Below are 20,942 nucleotides of genomic sequence, written 5' to 3' on the forward strand. Positions count from 1 at the left end.
TTGGGAACATTCCCGGAGTAAGTGTGGCTCAATAACAGGTAGTGGCTGAGAGCTCCGCGCAGCGGCTTAGTTCAACAGCTTATTAGGCGGAAAATTCGTATTTAAACACGAGCTTTTCAAGCTTTGTAAATTTAATGTGTAGAACAGTACATCGCTTTTCCATAACTGACAATAGGTTATAGGTACGAATTGGAACCTGCATTTACTACAAATACGAATTAATCCGTCCAATAAGTGGTGGTTATGCCCTCATACGGAAAGGATATTTGTACCGTGCCTAAACGTCCGTTATTGGCACTGACCTGCCTTAACTACTAGAAGGCAGTAACGAGAGAAAAGCGGACATTAACGCCCGGCCTTGGCAGAGCCGAGGAAAGGCAGTCCCAGCCCCGTACGGACAACAGCCATCGATTGTTAGCTACGTTAAAACGCTAATAGTATTAACCTTTAATAAGGCTTTAGTCTTGTGATGCCCTGTATGCCCGAAGAATATTTTTCCTTCTGCTTTCACATATTTTCCAAGGATATCCAAGTGCTTGTCATAAATTTCAGATGATATGCTCAATTGAAACATACACGACAGACCATTCTCATATAGTTCGTTACTTTCCATGCTTCTCCCCACCAAACTAATGGTCATTGGTATATAGAATCCAATAGAACTGCGGTCTATCACCATCATTTATTGATTCGTAGTTTGGCGGCCCAGGAAAAACCTCTTCCCGAACCTTTCCATATAGGGTCACATTTTGCCCATCAAACAATTCTTTAGGGAAAATTTCGCTTTTCTCAAACATTGAATTTCTTGATCTGAATACTCGGTGTTGGATATTTTGAGATAAAAGAATACTCACGAGAGCAATAAGAATTGAGCTTATAACTCCGATCCCTTGCCAAGTAGCGCTTGATAAAAACTCTACCAAAGTAGTTTCCTCATTTGGGCTAACGCCGCAAGCAGCTGCGGCTTTGTAGTGGATTGTTTTGCGGTAGCTTAGCGTTAAACCGCAAAACAAGGAACGGAAAAGCCGTCAGACTGCCTTGCCTTGTTCGGCTACTCTTGCCCTAATTGATGCTTCGTATGGCTCCCAGTGCCATAGGATTGCAGCAAGTACTCCGGCAAGAATCACTCGGTGTCCCTTTTCCATGTTATCAAAATGGGTCTGTCCACGTTGAATCGCCGCAGCAACTCGACCCGCTGCTGCATCCAGCAAGTCTTGAACTCCCTCTAAACGAAAGCCGCCCTGTTCTAGCGTAGCCAGGTAATCGCTTGGTGTAAGCCGCTTGCCGGACTGATTTATCCAAGTACTACCTTGCTTTTTGATTTTCCAGTTCAGTCTTGTTTTCACATGCTCTGCTAGACGATCCTCGGAATCGTGGTATTTGGTGGGTTGAGCGGCTTGAGAAAGTTCGTCGATCAAATAATTAAACAGCCATGCAAAAGTGTCTTCCTCATCCTCATATCTCCCAGTGTTTGGGACTACATATAGCTCCCAGCCATATCGGATGTGTGAAAGGGGCCTTAATACTTCATGCTCGAGAAAATCACTCGGCTGAAAGAAACGCTGAATTTCAGATTTCATATATCTCGATTTCCACTGCCGAACGTTTATTCGGCGGTAAGATCCGTATTTAAACACGGACTTTTACGCTTTTGTAAATTTAATGTACAGAGCACTACACCGTCACCCTAAGGCTTACAACAACTTATAGGTGTAGTTGATGTTAGTGCGATCGACAAATACGGGTCAACCCGTCTAACAAAGTACAAGGCGTTTTTAGCGGCACGCTGAATATAATTACACCACTTAAATTCCGAGTGAGATGTCCGCTTTTGGCACAAAGCAATTATTTAAGAATATCGTTATTTTGTTCGGGAGCTTGAATGGCGATGCTCTGGACTGGGAAGGTATATTTGAGCTATCAAGAGCAAAGGTCAAAATTTGAAGGCTTGAAGGTAAGCAAAATTAAAGAATAGTCACGATATGGTCACCATTTGGTCACCGGGTATAAAAAAAGGCCTCACTTTTCAGCTAAGACCTTGATTTATATGGCGCACCCGATAGGATTCGAACCTATGACCTCTGCCTCCGGAGGGCAGCGCTCTATCCAGCTGAGCTACGGGTGCACACATCGCCTGTTTGGGCGAGCGCGCATTATAGTCAGCCTTATGCTGTGTGTCTATTGCCTTGCTGTGCGTTTTTTCAACACTCAGTTATAAATCCTTTGTTTACAAGCCCCGCCCGCAACATATAGAGTGTAACTTAATCCGCATTGGCACTATAACTTAATATGGATACTAAGTTACTTCCATTCTGGCAATGGATATTGCTGCTAGTCCTGCTGCTGGGGGCGGCATATGCTACTGAAACACTGGTTGCGCATGAACAGCAACATGCCCGCAGCCAGCAGTTACGCCATGAAATTGCCAGTGCCGGCCAGCTGCGGGCACTGATTGAGTCTGAACTGAATATCCCCCTGTACCTCACCATTGGCCTTACTGCCCACGTACAAGCCCGTAATGGCGAAATATCTCCGGCCGACATGCATTTATTGTTACCCGAGCTGGTACATCAGGCCCGCCATATCCGTAACATTGGCATTGCGCCGGGTAATACCCTGCGTTACGTGTACCCCAAAACCGGCAATGAACAAGCCATCGGCCTGTATTATCCCGACATAAAAGAACAGTGGCCGGATATTGAAGCCATTATTGCCCAGCGCGAAGCCCGGCTGGTTGGGCCTATTGCTCTGGTGCAGGGCGGTACAGCTTTTATCTATCGGCTGCCGGTATATCTGAATGCCCGCAACTACTGGGGCATTATCAGCACGGTGGTAGATATTGATTCAGTCTGGCGTTTACTGGAAAAGCAAACCTCTGAACAGGAAGTGCAGATAGCGCTTCGCAGCCTGTCGGCAACAGGCCGTGCCGGCCCGGCGTTTTATGGTGATGAGCGCTTATTTTACGACGACAGCATGTTACTGGCAGTAAGCCTGCGCGGAGCCTTATGGCAAATGGCGTTGCGCTCACTTACGCCGCCGCCAGATCGCACACTGGCTATCCGCACAACGGCATACAGCGTAACCCTGCTGCTGCTGGCCCTGCTGTGCTGGTTATTTATGTCGCGCCAGCATTTACGCCGCAGTGTGGCAGAGCAACAGCGCAGTAAACTGCAACTGCGCAGTATTATGGATAACGTAGCCGATGCCATTATTACCACCCTGCCGGACGGCACTATAGAGCAGGTAAATTTGTCATGTTACCCGATGTTTGGCTACACCGCGGCAACCTTGCCGGGTATGCACTGGTCTGCCTTACTGGCAGAGCCACAGCGGCTGGATGAATTGTATACCGCTACTTCTACCAACAAAGCAGAATATGAAACACTGGGCCGGCGGCGCGATGACAGTTTATTTCCGCTGGCGATAAGGCGCAGTCATATCCGGCTGCAGCGCCAGGCCCGCCAGTTGCTGGTACTGCGGGATTTATCTGAACAACAAAAAACCGAACAGTTAAAACAAGAGTTTATTGCTACAGTAAGCCATGAACTGCGTACCCCGCTTACTTCTATTTCAGCCGCGCTGGGGCTGGCCACCGGCGGAGCCCTTGGCGAATTAAATTCATCACAGCTACGTATGCTGCAATTAGCCCATACCCATTGTCAGCAGCTTACTGCGCTGGTAAATACACTGCTGGACGTAGAAAAACTGGCCAGCGGTAATATGCAGTTTCAGTTAACCAGGCTGCCGTTATTGCCACTGCTGCAACAATGTATTGATGACAGCCAGATACTGGCCCGGCCACGGCGTATTGGCCTGGTGCTGCATTGCCCGCCCGATCTGCAACAGGCGCAGGTACAGGCCGATAACCTACGCTTAAAGCAGGTGTTACTGCATTTACTGGGCAACGCAGTAAAGTTTTCCCCGCCAAACAGCACAGTGCAGATAACAGTGCAGGTAAATGTGCAACTGCAGCAGCGCCTGCTAAGAGTGGTTATTGCTGATCAGGGAGTAGGTGTCAGTGAGCAATTTGTGCCGAAATTATTTAGCCGCTTTAGCCAGGCCGATAGCTCTGACAGCCGCATGCATGGTGGCAGCGGCCTGGGTTTGGCCGTGAGTAAAAGTTTGATTGGTCATATGCACGGCAGCATTGGTTATATGCCAAATACACCGCAGGGCAGCTGTTTTTATATAGAACTGCCATTTGATGCATCAATTCAGCCAGGACAGTTGCCCTGAGCCGGTTTTTGTCTTAATTTGTTGGCGTCTGGCTGCAAACTTGGTTTATCGCTGAGTATTTTTGGCATACTCGGTCAGGCAGCCTGCGCTAAGGCGCAATTATTACAACAAAGCTTTACATCTTCCAGGGAGATACTCATGCGTAAAACGCTTATCGCCACGGCCGTTGGCACTGTACTGGCGCTTACCGCCTGTTCTGACAACACGGCACCACAGCAAACCGACACAACTCAAACTCAGACACAGCAAGATGCTGCACCGGTAGCCGATGTGACTTCAACTAACCCGTTATTTGCCAAAAGTATGCTGCAGTACGAAGCACCAAACTTTACTGAAATAAAAGATGAGCATTTCCTGCCAGCCTTTGAAGAAGGCATGAAGCAGCATATGACCGAAGTGCAGGCCATTGCCAGCAACCCTGAACCGGCCACCTTTGATAACACATTGGTAGCGCTGGAAAAAAGTGGCGAGCTGTTAACCCGGGTATCGCGGGTATTTTATAACCTGGCGGGGTCAGACTCTAACGCAGAGCGGCGTAGCATTCAGTCTGAACTGGCACCGAAAATGGCGGCGCACTCAGACAACATTAACTTAAACCCGCAGTTGTTTGCCCGCATTAAAAGCCTGTACAACCAACGCAACGAGCTGAAACTGGACCCGGAATCACAGCGTCTGGTGGAAGTGTATTACGAGCGTTTTGTCCGCGCCGGTGCACAGCTGACTGAAGAGCAAAAAACAGCGATTCGTGCGCTGAACGAAGAGCACTCAAAACTCACTAACCAGTTCTCACAAAACCTGCTGGCTGAAACCAAAAATATCGCCGTTATTGTCGATACTAAAGAAGAACTGGAAGGCTTGTCAGATTCAGATATTACCGCTGCCGCCAAAGCTGCTGCAGATGCCGGCCACGAAGGCAAATATCTGCTAAGTATTACCAACACCACGCGCCAGCCGGTATTGTCGCAACTGAGTAACCGCGAACTGCGTAAACGCGTATGGGAAGCCTCTGCCAACCGCGCGCAAAGCGGCGAAACCGACAACCGCCCACTGGTAGCCCGTTTAGCCCAGCTACGTGCCGAGCGCGCTAAACTGTTAGGTTATGACAACTGGGCCAGCTATGGCCTGGAAGCGCAAATGGCAAAAACACCACAAGCGGTGTTTGATATGTTAGGCAGTATGGTACCGGCAGTGGTAGCTAACACTAACCAGGAAGCGGCTGCCATTCAGGAAATGATTAAGCAAAAAGGCGGTGACTTTGAACTGCAGCCGTGGGACTGGGAATACTACGCTGAGTTTGTGCGCCAGGCTAAGTTTGATCTGGACGAAAACGAAGTTAAACAATACTTTGAGTTTAACCGTGTATTAAAAGACGGCGTGTTCTTTACCATGAACCGTTTATACGGCGTAACCTTTAAACCACGGCCGGATTTACCCACCTACCACCCGGATGTAGACGCCTACGAGCTATTTGATGCCGACGGCACCAGCCTGGCTATTTTCTACGCCGATTACTTCGCCCGCGAAGGCAAACGTGGTGGCGCCTGGATGAGCTCATTTGTTGGTCAATCACATTTAACCGGCCAAAAACCGGTAGTGGTTAACGTAATGAATATTCCAAAAGCACCTGAAGGTCAGCCTACGCTGGTAAGTTATGACCACGTTACCACTATCTTCCACGAACTGGGCCACGGTTTACACGGCATGTTCTCAGACGTGAAATACCCGACTCTGGCCGGTACCTCAGTATCGCGCGACTTTGTTGAGTTTCCATCTACGTTTGAAGAAGACTGGGCAGCACACCCTGAAGTGATCGCTAACTACGCTAAGCACTATGAAACCGGCGAGCCCATTCCGGCTGAACTGTTGCAAAAAGTAATGAACTCACGCAGCTTCAACCAGGGTTTTGATACGCTGGAATATATGTCTGCGGCGCTGCTGGATATGGAATGGCACTCACTGTCGGCAGATGAGCCACTGCAGGATGTTAACGCTTTTGAAGCGGCAGCACTGAAAAAACACGGTGTAGATTTAGCTGCGGTACCACCGCGTTATAAATCTACCTTCTTCTCACACTCTATGGGCGGCGGCTATTCTGCCGGTTACTATGCCTATATGTGGAGTGAGATCTTAGCGGCTGATGCTTACGCTTATGTACAGCAACAAGGTGGTTTAAAGCTGGAAAACGGCCAGAACTACCGGAAAAACATTCTGTCTGTTGGTAACTCACGCCCACCAATGGAGTCTTACAAAGCCTTCCGTGGTCAGGAGCCTACTACAGATGCACTGTTAATCCGCCGTGGCCTGAAAACCAAAGTAGATTAATCATGCAGCTTGACGAACCGATTTGCTTACGTCAACACGCCGTTAACCCATCCCTGGGGGCTCGATTATAAACTTCATCCATGAAGTTTATCCGGCGGACCAGCTTCGCTGTTCAAATTCGCTCCAGGCGAATTTGTCAGCGTCCGGGCCTGCAACGGTTGACTTAAAGCAAGTCGATTCTCGCATCAGCTCGTACAAAAAAGCCCGGTTAACATAACCGGGCTTTATTTTGCTGGCCTGGGCAATCTTAACTACCGGCGACCTGCATCTGACTGATCAGTACCGAGCCGGTTAATACCCCGCCACGGCGGTCAACGTCGTTACCCACGGCGCTGATATTCATCAACATATCTTTTAGGTTACCGGCAATAGTCACTTCAGATACCGGAAACTGAATTTCGCCGTTTTCTACCCAAAAACCGGCCGCACCGCGCGAGTAATCGCCGGTTACGGTATTGACGCCCTGGCCCATCAGCTCGGTAACCAATAAACCTTTGCCCATACTGCGGCACAGTTGCAATAGATCTTCATCACCGTGGCTTACCAGCCAGTTATGAATGCCGCCGGCATGGCCGGTGCTGGCCATACCCAGCTTACGGGCAGAGTACGTGGTGGTCAGGTAAGTTGTCAGTACGCCTTGCTCTATTACCGCTAAATCGTGGGTTTTTACGCCTTCGCCATCAAACGGGCTGGAGGCCAGCGCTTGTTTTAAATGTGGTTGCTCAACAATAGTTATGCCCGGCGCCATAATCTGCTGGCCGACTTTATCAACTAAAAAGCTGGATTTACGGTAAATGCTGCCACCGCTAATAGCCGACACCAAATGGCCAAACAAGCTGCTGGCGATATCTGCGCGAAAAATTACCGGCACTTTTTGCGTGGCAATTTTACGGGCATTTAAGCGGGCCACAGTTTCCAGCGCGGCTTCACGACCAATTTGTTTGGGGTCCAGTAACTGGCTGTACTGGCGTGCTACGGTAAAGCTGTAGTCACGCTGCATATCGTCGCCATCTTCACCTATTACCACGCAGCTAAAGCTGTGGCGTGAGCTGGGATAACCCACTAACTGGCCGTGGCTGTTACCATACACCTTTAACCCCTGATGCGTTGAGAACGACGCGCCTTCAGAGTTAGTAATACGTTTGTCGGTGGCAAAAGCCGCCTCTTCAGAGGATGCACACAGCGCTATGGCTTCATCGGTGCTGATGCTGTCGGGGTAGAATAAATCCAGATCCGGCGGCGACATTTCCAGCCAGCTGGCATCAGCCAAGCCAGCGTGCGGATCTTCAGAAGTATAACGGGCAATATCAGCAGCGGCTTCAACCGTGCGGCGCAGTGCCTGCGGGCTTAAATCGGCGGTAGACGCCGAGCCTTTGCGCTGGCCAAAATACAGGCTGATCCCTAAACCGCCATCCTGGTTAAATTCTACTGTTTCTACTTCGCCATGGCGGGTTTCTACACTTAAGCCTTTGGTGCGGCTCATTGAGGCTTCAGCCGTGCTGGCACCCAGTTGTTTGGCATGGGCCAGCACTTCAGCTACAGCCTGTTTAACTTCGTCAATTTCCTGCCAGATAGTTGGTTGGGTTACTTGCATAATGTCTGTTCAGCTAAATTATTTGCCACAAGCTTATCATAGTCTGCGTAAGCTGGCTGCTGCTGCGCTGCACTATCATGTATACTTAGCGGCATTATTGTTAAGAGTGAAGCAAGCATGACCGATTTTATTAACGGCGATACCTGGGATGAAGAAGAAGGTAAGAGTAAATCTCAGGTAAAGCGTGAAATGCACGAGTTACAAAAACTGGGCGAAGAGCTGGTGTCGTTAAGTGCGGCAGCCCGCGCTAAAGTGCCACTGGATGACGAGTTAAAAGATGCACTGCAACTGGCCGACAAGCTAAGCAATAAGCGTGAAGCACTGCGCCGCCATATTCAGTTTATCGGCCGTTTAATGCGTACCCGTGAGCTGGAGCCGATAGAGCAGGCCTTAGCAGTATTGCGTAACACCAACCAGGCGGCCACACGGCAGTTTCATAAAGTAGAGCAATGGCGCGATAAGCTGCTGGCCGACAATGACACCGTAACCGACTTTATTGCTGCCTATCCTGACGTTGATGTACAGCAGTTGCGTCAGCTTATTCGTAATGCGAAAAAAGAGCAGGAAAAACAGCAGCCGCCTAAAGCGTTCCGCGAGTTATTCCAGCTAATTAAGCCTTTGATTACTCAAAAGTAGTTTATCTTAGATGACGGTTACAACGTCTGTTGTGCTAACACAGCCAGATTGGGATGCCGTTGCGCACAGCCACAGACCATTTTCGCGTTAGCGAAGGCGGGGTAAGGCATTCGTCAGGAACGAATGCCGTCAGCGCAAGCTGGCCCGCCAGATGAGGGGCAGGATTGCCCCGAATTCCACTGTGGCGAGCACAGCGGAATTCCAATCTCAGCAAGCCTTGCTTAACAAGCCCGACTTAACAAACTTTGGTTAGCCAGTCATGTTTATCTTCAGCCTTGCCCCACTGAATATCATTTAGTGCCTGGCGCAGTGCATTGGTAGTACTGCCGGCTTCACCTGAGCCCACCTGATATTCTTTGCCATTATGGATCAGTGTACCCACCGGCGTTAATACCGCAGCGGTGCCCGATAAGGCGGCTTCTGCGCCCGGTTTTGCCGCACGTTCCAGCAGTTCATCTACCGTTAGCTCACGCTCGGATACTTTCATACCGCGGTCGCGCGCCAGCGTTAAAATAGAATCACGTGTTACGCCGTGTAAGAACGAGCTATCCAGTGCCTTGGTAATAATTTCGTTGCCGTCGATCAGCAAAAAGTTAGCTGCGCCGGTTTCCTGTACGTCGCCATTAGGGCAAAACAGTACCTGATCGGCCTGCACTGCGGCGCGGGCTTTCATAATGGGCTGCAGTGCACTGGCATAGTTACCACCGCTTTTTACCATACCCATATGGGCGGCACAGCGGGCGTTATCTTCCAGTAGCAAGCGCAGTGGCTTGGCGCCACCGGCAAAATAATCACCTACCGGTGATAACAACACATACAGCATGGATTCCAGGCTGGGTGCCGCAGCTTTGCCGATAGACGCCTCAGTACCGATATGCGTCGGGCGGATATACATAGAACCCGGCGGAGTCGGCACATCTGCAGCATAGTGCTTAACAATATCCAGAATCATCCGGCTTAGCATGGCGCCGTCTACTTTGGGCAGAGACAGCAGCTCACTGCTTTGCTGCAAACGGCTGACATTACGGTCCATGCGGAACACATAAATACCGCCATCAGCGTGGCGAAACGCCTTTAGGCCTTCAAAGCAGGTGCTGGAATAATGCAGCACATGCGCGCCCGGGTGCAGGCTGATGCTGTCAACCGGAACCATTTGTGGCTGGCTCCAGCCGGATTGCTCATAACGGGAGATCACCATCTCTGGGACAAACACAGTGCCAAACGCTGCCATCTTGTTCTATTTCCTGCTGTTGTTTTGGTTTAAATGCCGCCTTAACGCGGCTTTGCCTGTTATTTAGTGCTGGGTGCCACCTACGGTAATGGCATCCAGTTTTAATGTCGGCTGGCCGACACCTACCGGTACGCTCTGGCCCTGCTTACCACACACACCTACGCCGGCGTCCAGTGCTAAGTCGTTACCCACCATTGAAACCTGTTGCATCGCCTCCGGCCCCATACCAATTAAAGTTGCGCCTTTAATTGGTGCAGTAATTTTGCCGTTTTCAATTAAGTAGGCTTCAGAGGCCGAAAACACAAACTTACCGGAGGTAATATCTACCTGGCCGCCACCAAAGTTAGGCGCATAAATGCCTTTTTTCACACTGGCGATAATCTCAGCCGGGTCGCTCTGGCCGGCCAGCATATAGGTGTTAGTCATACGCGGCATCGGCAGGTTGGCGAACGACTCGCGCCGGCCATTACCGGTTGGCGCCACACCCATCAGCATGGCGTTGTGTTTGTCCTGAATATAGCCTTTTAAAATACCGTTTTCGATCAGCACATTGTGCTGGCTGGGTACGCCTTCATCGTCGATATTCAGCGAGCCACGGCGGTGTGCCAGAGTGCCGTCATCAACAATAGTACACAGCTTAGACGCTACCTGCTCACCAATGCGGCCAGAAAATGTCGATGAACCTTTGCGGTTAAAATCGCCTTCCAGGCCATGGCCTACGGCTTCGTGCAGTAAAACCCCCGGCCAGCCGCTGCCCAGTACTACCGGCATAGTACCGGCCGGTGCATCTATGGCGGTTAAATTAACCTGGGCCTGGCGTATGGCTTCGCGGGCATAGTGCTGCCAGCGCGGTGTGCCATCAACAAGCTCGTAGAAATAACTATAATCGGTGCGGCCACCGCCACCGGCATTGCCTCGCTCGCGCCGGTCGCCCTGTTGCAGCAACACGGAACAGTTTAACCGCACCAGCGGGCGGATATCACTGGCGTAGGTGCCATCGGTAGCCGCCACCAGTATTTCTTCATACACGCCGGAGATACTCACCATTACCTGCTCGGCGCGGTTATCCAGCGTGCGGATATAGGCTTCAATCTGGTGCAGCAGGGCCACTTTATCGGTATTGGTTAAACTCTGCAGCGGCTCGCACGGTAAATAGATATTGCTATTACTGCTTTTGCTAAAGGCTTTGACACTGCCGCTCTGGCCCTGCGCGGCGATACCGCGTGCTGCTGTTGCTGCCTGCTTTAATGCCGCAGCGCTGATGGTGTCTGCATAGGCAAAACCGGTTTTTTCACCGCTGATAGCGCGCACGCCCACACCACGTTCAATATTAAAAGAACCGTCTTTAACCAAACCGTCTTCCAGTACCCAGGATTCGTGCACACTGGATTGAAAATACAAATCAGCAAAATCGAGCTGATGGTCAAATAAATAGCCCAGCGTTTGCTGTAAATCAGCAGCGGTCAGCTCGGAAGCGGTGATCAGGTTCTGCTCTGGTGCAGTCATGGTTTGAGCTCACTGTTAAATCGGTTATGTTGCGCCAGCGGCATGCTTTGCCGCAGCTGCACAACGTCAGTTAAATCTATTTTTGCTGATACCCAGCCCGTTGCAGTACCGGCATCGGCCAGTACCCGGCCCCAGGGGTCGATAATCAGGCTGTGGCCGTAAGTTTCACGGCCATTGGCATGCACGCCTGTTTGGTTGGGTGCCAGCACAAAGCACTGGTTTTCTATCGCCCGCGCTCTTAGTAACGTATGCCAGTGTGCCTCGCCGGTAACTTTAGTAAAAGCCGATGGCACTGTCAGCAGGTTCATGCCTTTACTGGCTAACGCCTGCGCCAGGCCTGCAAAGCGCACATCATAACATATAGTCAGGCCAAGCTTTAACTCAGCCAGTTCCACCAGCGTGATTTTCTGCCCCGGATAAGTGCTGGCCGATTCGCGGTAACTGCCGGTGCTGTCGCTTACTTCAACATCAAATAAATGCATTTTCTGGTAATCGGCCACTATGCTGCCATCCGGCGCAAATAAGATACTGCTGGCACTAAAACGCTGCGGCTGTGGGCTGCTGGTGGGTAAAGAGCCTGCCAGTAAATATACGCCAAACTGTTTGGCCAGTGCAGAGCAGCCCTGCTGAATAACACCCTGCCCCAACGGCGCCTGATACTGCAATTGCAGGCCGTCACGTCCACCAAACACAGCAAAGCATTCGGGCAGTGCCACTAAATGCGCCAAGCCGTCGGTATAAGTATCTGCCAGCTGTTGCAGGTATAGTGCTACCTGCGCCAGGTTTTGTGCAGGATCAGGTGTGCTGGTTAGCTGAATGGCCGATACACGCCAGTTAGCCATGCGGTTTATTCCTTTGCGGGTCTGGTTGTGTTGCCGCCGGCAGCTGAATAATAGCCTCGGGCTGGGCGATCCGCACCGGCACCGGTATTTCTGTACTATGGCGGTTTACTTCGGTAACCACTGGCTGCTCGAAGCTACCGGTAACGGTAAAATTAATTTTCGAAATCACTTCTGCACTTTGAAACACTTCATCCAGCGCCAGTGCCGCCAGCCCGGTCGCCGGATTTACCATCCAGGCAATAATCACCGGCAAACTGGAGGTTACTTTAGGTGAAAACGCCATCTGATAATCCAGTTGTTTGCTAACCAAGTCGGCATAGCCCTGAATTTGTAAGTTGCCCGGCACACCGTCAATACTGGCGTCACTGGTTTGCGCCACACCTTTTGCAATAGCCAGATTACCGCTCATTTTGTTGTAAAAAAAGCCTTTGGCGAATACGTCACGAAAATCCAACCGCAGTTTGCGCACCAGTGAGTCAAGGCTGAATATAGAAAACAGCCTTGAACCCTGATCGCTAACTTCAGTTAACGAGCCCTCGCCCAGTGTATAACTGACATTGCCGGATAAATCCGCTAAGGCATACTGGTTAGGCGCTCCGGGCCAGTTCAGCGCAAACTTAATGTCGGCATTGCTGCCGGCAATGGCAGATGTTAGCTGAAACTCAGCCAGCATGGCGCCAATATTCGGGCTTTGCAGCTTGCCGGTAAACTCACTGTAACCGGCACTGCCGTCGTCTTGCCAGAACCCCTGTACATTTAGCTGGTGTCTTTTATAGCGCGCATTCAGTTTAGTAAGCTCCCAGCGCTCTGCGCTACTGTGGGCCTGGGCTTCAACCTGGCCAAAACGATAGTTACCTATGCTGCAATCGGCGCAACTTACTGTTAACGGTGGTAACTCTAACAGCCAGCGCTGGGCTGTCAGTGCCAGTTTTTCGGTTACTTTGGCGGCCTGCTCACTGGCGCTGACCGTTTCACTCAGTGGCAGGTGCAGGTAATCAAAAGCAGCCTCTATACCCTGCTGCTGCCAGTCTTTGCTAAATTGCCAGCGGCTGGCCAGCTCGGTGCCATTTAACTGTAATTGCCAATGATCCGGCTGTTGCTCAGCGTCAAACACCGTATTGTGCAGCCTGACTCCCGGCGCTACGTCCAGTTGCGCTACCTTACCGCGCACCTGAGATAACTGCGGAAAAAAGTGTGGCCCGGCATCAGTTGCACTCTCATCAAGCTGCTGCTTGATCAAATCAAACCAGGCCAGAAAATCCAGCTCAGGTAAGTTAATACTGATAGCAAACTCATCCGCTGCCGGCACGGGCTCTTGCTGGCCCAGGCTAAGGTGGGCCCGGCGCAGCTGCTGGGTGTCGTGTTGTAATAAAGCATTAAAGTGCAGCTGTGGCGTATCCTGCTGTTGGGCATTCTTCTGTTTGGCATAGCCAAGCGCTATAGCCGACTGCACACTGTTGCCGGTTACGGTTAGTGTCAGCTCTGCGGTTTCATCTTCAGCTTTGCTATAGGGCGCGGGCAGCAATAAAGCAGTGTTGTGCAAATTGCTGCGCAATTGGGCCTGATAATTTATGTCGTCCTGTGCCAGGTTCAGCGCCAGCTGTAACTGCCAGCCGGTTGTACCATCTACCAGGGTAGCAGCCGGGGCATGCAGCGCCTGCAGCAATTGCTGGCTGTTCTGAGTGCCATTTAACTGCAGTGCCAGTTGGTAGCCATCGGCGGTATTTTCGCCCTGCAGGGCGGCGACTACCGGCAGGTCACGCCAGCTTAACTGCAGTTTATCGGCGCGGATTTTGTCATTTTCAAAGCTTAAGCTGCCGGTTAACTGCTGCACCTGCATTGCCGGGGCCTGCAGCTTAAGGCTGGCATCAGTAAAACTGACTGTACCGCTGGCCAGCACAGCCGGTTGCTTCAGGCTAACAGCCAGCGTGACATCACCGTTAGCCACCCCTTCAACCCCCAGGTGCTGCAGTGTTTTACCCAGGCTGTCGTGTAATGGCGATAGCTGCATTAGCGCAGTAACGGCACTGGCTTGTACCTGGCGCTGAATATGAATATCCAGTGTTTGCGCATCAAACAAATCCGGGATCACGGCACTAACGCCTTGTTCAAGTTCAATGCCATTTAAGCTGCCTGCCTCAGACTGAATGGCCATAGTGGCATTTTCAAACCACAACTGTGCGCTTAAACCTTCTATTTGCGGCCAGTCGGGGTCGAAGGCAAAGCGCCCTTGCTCCAGTTGGGTCAGTACCTGAAACACGCCCTGGTGTGCAGTGTAAGGAAATTCCGCCGGTTTACCCTGCCACAGCATAGTGGCGTTGTTCACCCGGCCACTGATAATAGCCTCGCTCAGATATTCGCGCACACTTTGCGGCATATAGCGCTGCGGAAAATAATGTGCTGCCCGGCTGGCATCCAGTTGCTGCAACCGTGCCAGAATGCTCAGCTCGTCGGTTAATTTAATACTGGCGTCTAACTGCAAATCGGCGTTGTGAAGGCTTAGTGACGGTATGCTCAGCTGCCAGTTACCGGCTATATTGTGTAAATACACCCGCGCCGATAACACATCGTAAGCGGTGACATCACTGAACAGGCCATCCCAGCTTAGCTCACCAGCTAAACTTTCAAGCTGTATTCTGGCCAGCGTTGGTGTGGCAATAAAATCGCCGCGCACATTACTGACACCGGGAATATCGCCATGCGCCTGCGAACTGACATTGTCTAACCGGCCCTGCAACTGCCACTGCTGATCGGCAACTCGCCATTGCAACTGCTGCACATCACCGGCAGGCTGATACGCTACCAACTGTTGCAAAACACTGATATCGTCTGCCAGCAGATTCGCCAGCGGCGTAATGGCGTTAAGCGAAAAATTACTTACCTGCCCCAGCCACTGCTGTGCAGTACGTTGCAGCTGAAACTGCAGCCCTTGCCATTGCTGCTGTTGATCAGACAGGGTTAACGGGCCCGAATGCAGCACCCAGCCATCTGTTGCCGGCTGCCATAACAACTGCCCCGGCCCAAGTTGCAGGCTGTGGGCAATGTTGCCGCGATGCCAGCTTAAGCTGTTGTCAGCCAGCTCTACCTGTATCCGCTGCAGTAAGCCCTGCTCTACCTGGCCCCAGGCTTTAAAGTTGATACTGGCCTGCTCCAGTTTCTGGCTGGGCGGTAGCAGAGTACGAAACCAAGGTAAAACGTCCAGCTTGTCGCTTTCCAGATACAGCTGGCCGCTGGCATTGTCCAGCGTGTCGCCATGTAAATCGAGAATAAATGACACCGTATTGGCCGTAACACCTGCCAGTGCTAAATCGCCGTACCCCTGGTGCCGGTTGCCACGGTTAGCCCAGTCCAGCTGTTTAATATCAACAATCAGATCCGGATTGTCGTCATTTTGCAGCACCAGTTGGCTGTCTACTACCGAGAAATAGGTCAGTTGCTGAAAAAACAATTGTTCCAGCGCCGCAAAAACAGGTGCGCTGTCCAGTGCTACGGCGCCTTCACCACTTAGCAGGCTGTCGGCATCTATGTAATACTGCATGCCACTCAGTTCAAAATGTTGCGCTGTCAGCTGCCAGTTACTCAGGCTACGCCAAAAATCCAGCCGAACCCGGGTTTCACCGATACTAAGCTGTAACTGCCCGGCACTGTCCAACAACTTAACATCGCGCAGCAACAGCGCAGGGCCATACTTCTGCCAGCCGGCGCTTAACTCACCAATGCTGACATTGGCGCCGTAACGGTTGCTGATAAGTTGTTCAATATGGTGCTTGTAGCTGTCGGCATGTGGCAGGCTATAACGCAAAACGGAGATCGACACAGCCAGCAGCACCAGCGTAACAGCCAGTGCCAGCCAGAGTTTATGTAAACAATAAAAACATACCCGTTTTGTGCGTTGCACTACATCATCACCACATCAAATTGTTCCTGTGTGTATAAAGGCTCAGTATGGATACTGATTTGCTTACCAATAAACACCTGCACTTCGGCCAGGCTGTGAAACTCGTCGTTGGTTAAAGCGTCTTTTACTGCCGGCGACACATACACCACAAATTTGTCGGCGGCATAGGCCCGGTTAACCCTGACAATTTCGCGCAACACTTCAAAACACACCGTTTCAACGGTTTTTAAACTGCCACGGCCCTTACATACATGACACTCTGAACAGAGAATATGTTCCAGACTTTCGCGGGTTCTTTTGCGGGTCATTTCTACCAGGCCCAGCGCTGAGAAGCCGTGAATGTTGGTTTTGGCTCTGTCCCTTGCCAGCGCCAGCTCTAAACTGTGGAATACCCGGCGTTTGTGCTCAGCGCTTTGCATATCAATAAAGTCGATAATAATAATGCCGCCCAGATTACGCAGCCGTAACTGGCGCGCAATAGCCTGGGTGGCTTCGGTATTGGTATTAAAAATGGTTTCTTCTAAATTGCGGTGGCCAACAAAAGCGCCGGTATTAACATCAATGGTGGTCATGGCTTCGGTTTGGTCGATAATCAGATACCCGCCGCTTTTCAGTGGTACTTTGCGTTCCAGTGCACGCTGAATTTCGTTTTCAACATCAAACATATCAAAAATGGGCCGCTCACCGGGGTAATACTCCAGCAATGGCGATAAATGCGGAATAAACTCTTCGCAAAAAGCCGTCAGTTGCTGAAAGGTTAGTTTGGAATCTACCCGCACCCGTTCCAGCTCAGCGCCGACAAAGTCACGTAAAATACGGTATGTCAGGGTTAAATCTTCGTATATCACACCTTCTTTGCGGGTTTTTTGTTTACGTTTAACTATCTTGGCCCACAGCTTCTTCAAAAACCTGGCATCCTGTGCCAGTTCTTCAGCACCGGCACCTTCAGCAGCCGTGCGGACAATAAAACCGCCGCTGTCATCCAGATACTGGCTGACAATATCTTTTAAACGCTGGCGCTCACTTTCGCTTTCCAGCCGCTGCGATACGCCAACATGCGGCGAACCGGGCATAAATACCAGATAACGCGACGGCAGGGTAATATCAGTAGTTAAACGCGCCCCCTTGGTACCCAGCGGATCTTTTACCACCTGCACCAGTAAGTACTGCCCTTCACGCACCAGCACACGGATATCCTTGCTCACTGCCGGTTTGGCTTCCAGCTCGGCCAGTGTGTCGTGCTGTACTATGTCGGAGGCATGCAAAAACGCGGCTTTATCCAGGCCAATATCAACAAAGGCTGCCTGCATGCCCGGCAACACCCGGCTGACTTTACCCACATACATATTACCAACCAAACCTAATTTGGCCTGGCGCTCTATATGCAGTTCCTGCAGTACGCCGTTTTCTATCAAAGCAACCCGGGTTTCACTGGGTGTCACATTCAGTAGTAGTTCTGCGCTCATACCGGCTCCTGCCACTGCTGTAATAATTGTTCAGTTTCACATAATGGCAGGCCCACCACTGCGGTATAACTGCCATTAATGCGTTGCACAAACCTGGCCGCCAGCCCCTGAATACCATAGCCACCGGCTTTATCGTGCGGCTCGCCACTTTGCCAGTAGCTTTCAATATCCTGCTCTGTTAACGGTCTGAAATACACTTCTGTGCACACTAATTGCTGCAACGTGCGCTCACGGCTTACCAGCGCCACAGCTGTCATTACCGTGTGGCTGCGGCCAGACAATAGCTGCATGGTGCGGTTAAACCCGGCAAAATCAGCTGGCTTACCCAAAATTTCATTATTGGCCACTACTATTGTATCGGCACCCAGTACAGGTATGTCGGTGGTTAAACGTGCCAGCCCGGCCTGGGCTTTTTGCCGTGCCAGGCGGGCGACATACAGCTTTGGAGCTTCATTCGGGTAAGGTGTTTCGTCAATATCGGCTTTAACCAGCTGAAAATCTACACCGAGCTGCGCCAGCAATTCACGCCGGCGTGGAGAAGAAGAGGCTAAGGCAATACGTGGATAACTCATTGAATTTTCAACTGTCGGCGGTAGCGCCGCAGTAACCAGAACAACCAGGGCCACACCAGCATACCGGTAACAACCGGCCACAGATACTGCGGCATAAAATATACGCCGGTAAGAAAATGGCTAAGCCAGAATAGCAGTAACTGATACAGCGCCAGCAGCAGCCCCAGCAGTAAAGACTGCTGCACCACTGAAAAATTACGGATCTTAAGATGGTGCTGAGCAACAATAAAAATTACCACAGAAAACGCCAGTGCATTAACACCAAGGACAGTGCCTACCAGCACATCAACAATAAAACCGCTGAAAAATGCCGTGCCAACACTGATCCGTTGCGGTAAGGCCATGGCCCAGTACATTAGCACCAGCAGTACCCAATCGGGCCGGGCCAGCTTTACCAATTGCGGCATAGGCATCACAGTCAGGATCAGCGCAACAAATAACGACAGATAAATAAAGCCAATGCGGCCAGCTTTTCGCATCAGGGTTGCTCCTGTGGTGCAGTGCCAGCCAGGGGTTCTTGTGGCGGCTCGGGGATACGCGGCGTATTGGATAACAATAGTACATGGCGGATGCGGTCAAGCAAGGCATAGGGCTCAGCATATACCACCATAAAGGGCTGGCTGGCATCCTGGCTTATTTTCGCCACCCTGGCTACCGGATACCCCTCAGGAAAGCGGCCATCCAGGCCGGACGTCAGTAGCCTGTCGCCTTCGCGGATATCGGTACTGTGTGGCAGGTGCATTACGCGCAGAGCATCCCACTGCCCCAGGCCTTCAACAATAGCCCGCACACCGGTGCGCTCCGCCCGTACCGCTATGGCATGGGTATTGTCAGAAATCAGCAAAGCACGGCTGCTGGTAGGGCCTACACTGACTATCTGGCCAACAATACCCTGATCATCAATCACCGCCTGATGCTCAGTTACGCCATCTTTGGTGCCTTTGTTCAGCACGACCTGATGGCTGAACGGATGACTGTATACTGCCAGCACTTCCGCCACCAATCGCTTATCTTCAATCACCGCAGAAGATCCCAGCAAAGCGCGCAGTTTTTCATTTTCTTGCTGTAAATAACGTAATAGCTGTAACTGGCCGCTTTGCTGCAGCAGGGTTTCTTTTAACCGGGCATTTTCGTCCAGCACAGCCTGCTGTGACATAAATTGCTCTGACGCACCGGAAAACAGCTTCTCCGGCAGGCTGGCAACATAAAACAGCGGGCTTACTGCGGTGGTAAGATAACTGCGAAGCTGGGTTGAACTGTCGGTATAACGGTCGAGAAACATCAGCCCAGCACTACACACTACAGCCAGAAAAAGCCGCAGTGGCAGTGACGAGCCCCGACTATAACTTTGATTCATAACGCTGCCTGCACCGGCGATGGCTCAGTTAGTCATAACTGAACACATCACCACCATGCATATCGATCATCTCCAGTGCCTTACCGCCGCCACGCGCCACGCAGGTTAGCGGATCGTCAGCCACTACTACCGGAATACCGGTTTCTTCCATCAGTAAACGGTCCAGATCGCGCAGTAAAGCACCACCACCTGTTAGTACCATGCCGCGCTCAGAAATATCTGACGCCAGCTCTGGTGGTGACTGCTCCAGCGCAACCATTACTGCACTAACAATACCGGCCAGCGGCTCTTGCAGTGCTTCTAAAATTTCATTGCTGGTCATGGTAAAGCTGCGCGGTACACCCTCGGCCAGGTTACGGCCGCGTACTTCAATTTCCAGTACGTCATCACTGGGGTAAGCTGAACCAATTTCAGTTTTAATGCGCTCGGCAGTGGCTTCGCCGATCAGAATGCCGTAGTTACGGCGGATATAGTTAACGATGGCATCGTCAAACTTGTCGCCACCAATGCGCACAGAAGACGAATACACCACACCATTTAACGAAATAATGGCAACTTCAGTAGTACCACCACCAATATCAACCACCATAGAACCGGTGGCTTCAGATACCGGTAAGCCGGCACCGATAGCGGCAGCCATAGGTTCGTCAATTAAATACACTTCACGCGCACCGGCACCCTGGGCCGATTCACGGATCGCCCGGCGTTCTACCTGGGTAGAGCCACAAGGCACGCACACCAGCACACGTGGGCTGGGGCGCAGAAAACTGTTGCTGTGCGCCTGGCGGATAAAATGCTGCAGCATTTTTTCTGTAACGTAAAAGTCGGCAATAACGCCGTCTTTCATCGGGCGTATCGCTTTAATATTACCGGGGGTGCGCCCAAGCATACGTTTTGCTGCATGGCCAACCGCCGCAACACTTTTTGGCCCGCCTGCGCGTTCCTGACGAATGGCAACAACAGAAGGTTCATTCAGTACTATGCCCTGATCTTTAACGTAAATCAGCGTATTGGCAGTACCTAAGTCGATGGATAAATCGTTTGAAAAGAGGCCACGCAATTTATTAAACATGAAGAAACCGGATCCTTATAAACCTGAGCCGCCAGAAGCAGGTCAGCACTGCACCGCACTAAGGTCGCAGCAATAGTAAATATAGCGGCGTTTATTCTAAGTAACTCGCCAGCGTGTGAATAGCCTTATCTTACATTTTTGTGCAATTAAACCAAGTATTGCCTGCATTTATCTGTCAGCAACCACTTACCGGCACTCAACCAGCCTTAG

At 51.1% G+C, this 20,942-nt stretch carries 15 protein-coding genes and 1 tRNA gene; 3 read left to right on the forward strand and 13 right to left on the reverse strand.

Going from position 1 to position 20,942, the window contains the following annotated elements:
- Window positions 1-418 precede the first annotated feature (418 nt).
- The 3 genes from J3B89_RS21555 to J3B89_RS20020 all read right to left on the reverse strand — a co-directional run bounded on the left by J3B89_RS21555 (window position 419) and on the right by J3B89_RS20020 (window position 2,125).
- On the reverse strand, window positions 419-682 hold the full coding sequence (locus J3B89_RS21555) for a DUF4431 domain-containing protein (protein ID WP_349814241.1): 264 nt from the start codon (window positions 680-682) through the stop codon (window positions 419-421).
- A gap of 346 nt (window positions 683-1,028) precedes the next feature.
- On the reverse strand, window positions 1,029-1,580 hold the full coding sequence (locus tag J3B89_RS20015) for a hypothetical protein (protein ID WP_215399410.1): 552 nt from the start codon (window positions 1,578-1,580) through the stop codon (window positions 1,029-1,031).
- 468 nt (window positions 1,581-2,048) lie between these two features.
- Window positions 2,049-2,125 (reverse strand) — tRNA-Arg (locus J3B89_RS20020).
- A 164-nt stretch (window positions 2,126-2,289) separates the two neighbouring features.
- Between J3B89_RS20020 and J3B89_RS20025 the strand changes: the two genes are divergently transcribed.
- Both J3B89_RS20025 and J3B89_RS20030 read left to right on the forward strand, forming a co-directional pair.
- Entirely contained in the window at window positions 2,290-4,236 is a 1,947-nt protein-coding gene (locus tag J3B89_RS20025; RefSeq protein WP_215399411.1) for an ATP-binding protein, read from the forward strand.
- Between the two features lie 138 nt (window positions 4,237-4,374).
- Complete coding sequence (locus J3B89_RS20030; protein ID WP_215399412.1) at window positions 4,375-6,558, forward strand: M3 family metallopeptidase; 2,184 nt, start codon at window positions 4,375-4,377, stop codon at window positions 6,556-6,558.
- Between the two features lie 247 nt (window positions 6,559-6,805).
- Here J3B89_RS20030 and pmbA read toward each other — a convergent pair whose 3' ends face one another.
- On the reverse strand, window positions 6,806-8,152 hold the full coding sequence (gene pmbA / locus J3B89_RS20035) for a metalloprotease PmbA (protein WP_215399413.1): 1,347 nt from the start codon (window positions 8,150-8,152) through the stop codon (window positions 6,806-6,808).
- Window positions 8,153-8,269: 117 nt separating this feature from the next.
- Here pmbA and yjgA point away from each other — a divergent pair, with 117 nt between their 5' ends.
- Window positions 8,270-8,788: a ribosome biogenesis factor YjgA gene (gene yjgA / locus J3B89_RS20040; RefSeq protein WP_215399414.1), complete on the forward strand. Its 519-nt coding sequence runs from the start codon at window positions 8,270-8,272 to the stop codon at window positions 8,786-8,788.
- A gap of 235 nt (window positions 8,789-9,023) precedes the next feature.
- Here yjgA and J3B89_RS20045 read toward each other — a convergent pair whose 3' ends face one another.
- The 9 genes from J3B89_RS20045 to J3B89_RS20085 all read right to left on the reverse strand — a co-directional run bounded on the left by J3B89_RS20045 (window position 9,024) and on the right by J3B89_RS20085 (window position 20,732).
- A complete protein-coding gene (locus J3B89_RS20045; protein ID WP_215399415.1) occupies window positions 9,024-10,019 on the reverse strand; it encodes a branched-chain amino acid aminotransferase in 996 nt (331 codons plus the stop codon).
- Window positions 10,020-10,082: 63 nt separating this feature from the next.
- A complete protein-coding gene (tldD, locus tag J3B89_RS20050) occupies window positions 10,083-11,525 on the reverse strand; it encodes a metalloprotease TldD (RefSeq protein ID WP_215399416.1) in 1,443 nt (480 codons plus the stop codon).
- Window positions 11,522-12,367, reverse strand: coding sequence for a carbon-nitrogen hydrolase family protein (locus J3B89_RS20055; protein WP_215399417.1), 846 nt, complete (start codon window positions 12,365-12,367; stop codon window positions 11,522-11,524). Before J3B89_RS20055 ends, tldD begins: the two co-directional genes overlap by 4 nt.
- Entirely contained in the window at window positions 12,360-16,265 is a 3,906-nt protein-coding gene (locus J3B89_RS20060; protein WP_215399418.1) for a YhdP family protein, read from the reverse strand. The genes J3B89_RS20055 and J3B89_RS20060 overlap by 8 nt, the downstream gene beginning before the upstream one ends.
- On the reverse strand, window positions 16,265-17,731 hold the full coding sequence (gene rng, locus J3B89_RS20065) for a ribonuclease G (RefSeq protein WP_215399419.1): 1,467 nt from the start codon (window positions 17,729-17,731) through the stop codon (window positions 16,265-16,267). The genes J3B89_RS20060 and rng overlap by 1 nt, the downstream gene beginning before the upstream one ends.
- Complete coding sequence (locus J3B89_RS20070; RefSeq protein WP_215399420.1) at window positions 17,728-18,303, reverse strand: Maf family protein; 576 nt, start codon at window positions 18,301-18,303, stop codon at window positions 17,728-17,730. The genes rng and J3B89_RS20070 overlap by 4 nt, the downstream gene beginning before the upstream one ends.
- Window positions 18,300-18,782, reverse strand: coding sequence for a rod shape-determining protein MreD (gene mreD, locus J3B89_RS20075; protein WP_092796636.1), 483 nt, complete (start codon window positions 18,780-18,782; stop codon window positions 18,300-18,302). The genes J3B89_RS20070 and mreD overlap by 4 nt, the downstream gene beginning before the upstream one ends.
- Entirely contained in the window at window positions 18,782-19,660 is an 879-nt protein-coding gene (mreC, locus tag J3B89_RS20080; protein WP_215399421.1) for a rod shape-determining protein MreC, read from the reverse strand. Before mreC ends, mreD begins: the two co-directional genes overlap by 1 nt.
- A 28-nt stretch (window positions 19,661-19,688) precedes the next feature.
- Window positions 19,689-20,732 (reverse strand): rod shape-determining protein, encoded by a 1,044-nt coding sequence (locus J3B89_RS20085; protein WP_008219881.1) that lies wholly within the window; start codon window positions 20,730-20,732, stop codon window positions 19,689-19,691.
- Window positions 20,733-20,942 lie beyond the last annotated feature (210 nt).

Origin of the sequence: Rheinheimera oceanensis (genome assembly GCF_018831085.1) — a bacterium.
GTDB classification, from domain to species: domain Bacteria; phylum Pseudomonadota; class Gammaproteobacteria; order Enterobacterales; family Alteromonadaceae; genus Alishewanella; species Alishewanella oceanensis.

Bases quoted from the DNA above. Each gene is read 5' to 3' on its own strand.
- rng (WP_215399419.1), bottom strand. From the start codon at position 17,731: ATGAGCGCAGAACTACTACTGAATGTGACACCCAGTGAAACCCGGGTT.
- J3B89_RS20030 (WP_215399412.1), top strand. From the start codon at position 4,375: ATGCGTAAAACGCTTATCGCCACGGCCGTTGGCACTGTACTGGCGCTT.
- J3B89_RS20045 (WP_215399415.1), bottom strand. From the start codon at position 10,019: ATGGCAGCGTTTGGCACTGTGTTTGTCCCAGAGATGGTGATCTCCCGT.
- J3B89_RS20055 (WP_215399417.1), bottom strand. From the start codon at position 12,367: ATGGCTAACTGGCGTGTATCGGCCATTCAGCTAACCAGCACACCTGAT.
- yjgA (WP_215399414.1), top strand. From the start codon at position 8,270: ATGACCGATTTTATTAACGGCGATACCTGGGATGAAGAAGAAGGTAAG.
- J3B89_RS20085 (WP_008219881.1), bottom strand. From the start codon at position 20,732: ATGTTTAATAAATTGCGTGGCCTCTTTTCAAACGATTTATCCATCGAC.
- pmbA (WP_215399413.1), bottom strand. From the start codon at position 8,152: ATGCAAGTAACCCAACCAACTATCTGGCAGGAAATTGACGAAGTTAAA.
- J3B89_RS21555 (WP_349814241.1), bottom strand. From the start codon at position 682: ATGATGGTGATAGACCGCAGTTCTATTGGATTCTATATACCAATGACC.
- mreC (WP_215399421.1), bottom strand. From the start codon at position 19,660: ATGAATCAAAGTTATAGTCGGGGCTCGTCACTGCCACTGCGGCTTTTT.
- tldD (WP_215399416.1), bottom strand. From the start codon at position 11,525: ATGACTGCACCAGAGCAGAACCTGATCACCGCTTCCGAGCTGACCGCT.
- J3B89_RS20070 (WP_215399420.1), bottom strand. From the start codon at position 18,303: ATGAGTTATCCACGTATTGCCTTAGCCTCTTCTTCTCCACGCCGGCGT.
- J3B89_RS20025 (WP_215399411.1), top strand. From the start codon at position 2,290: ATGGATACTAAGTTACTTCCATTCTGGCAATGGATATTGCTGCTAGTC.
- J3B89_RS20015 (WP_215399410.1), bottom strand. From the start codon at position 1,580: ATGAAATCTGAAATTCAGCGTTTCTTTCAGCCGAGTGATTTTCTCGAG.
- mreD (WP_092796636.1), bottom strand. From the start codon at position 18,782: ATGCGAAAAGCTGGCCGCATTGGCTTTATTTATCTGTCGTTATTTGTT.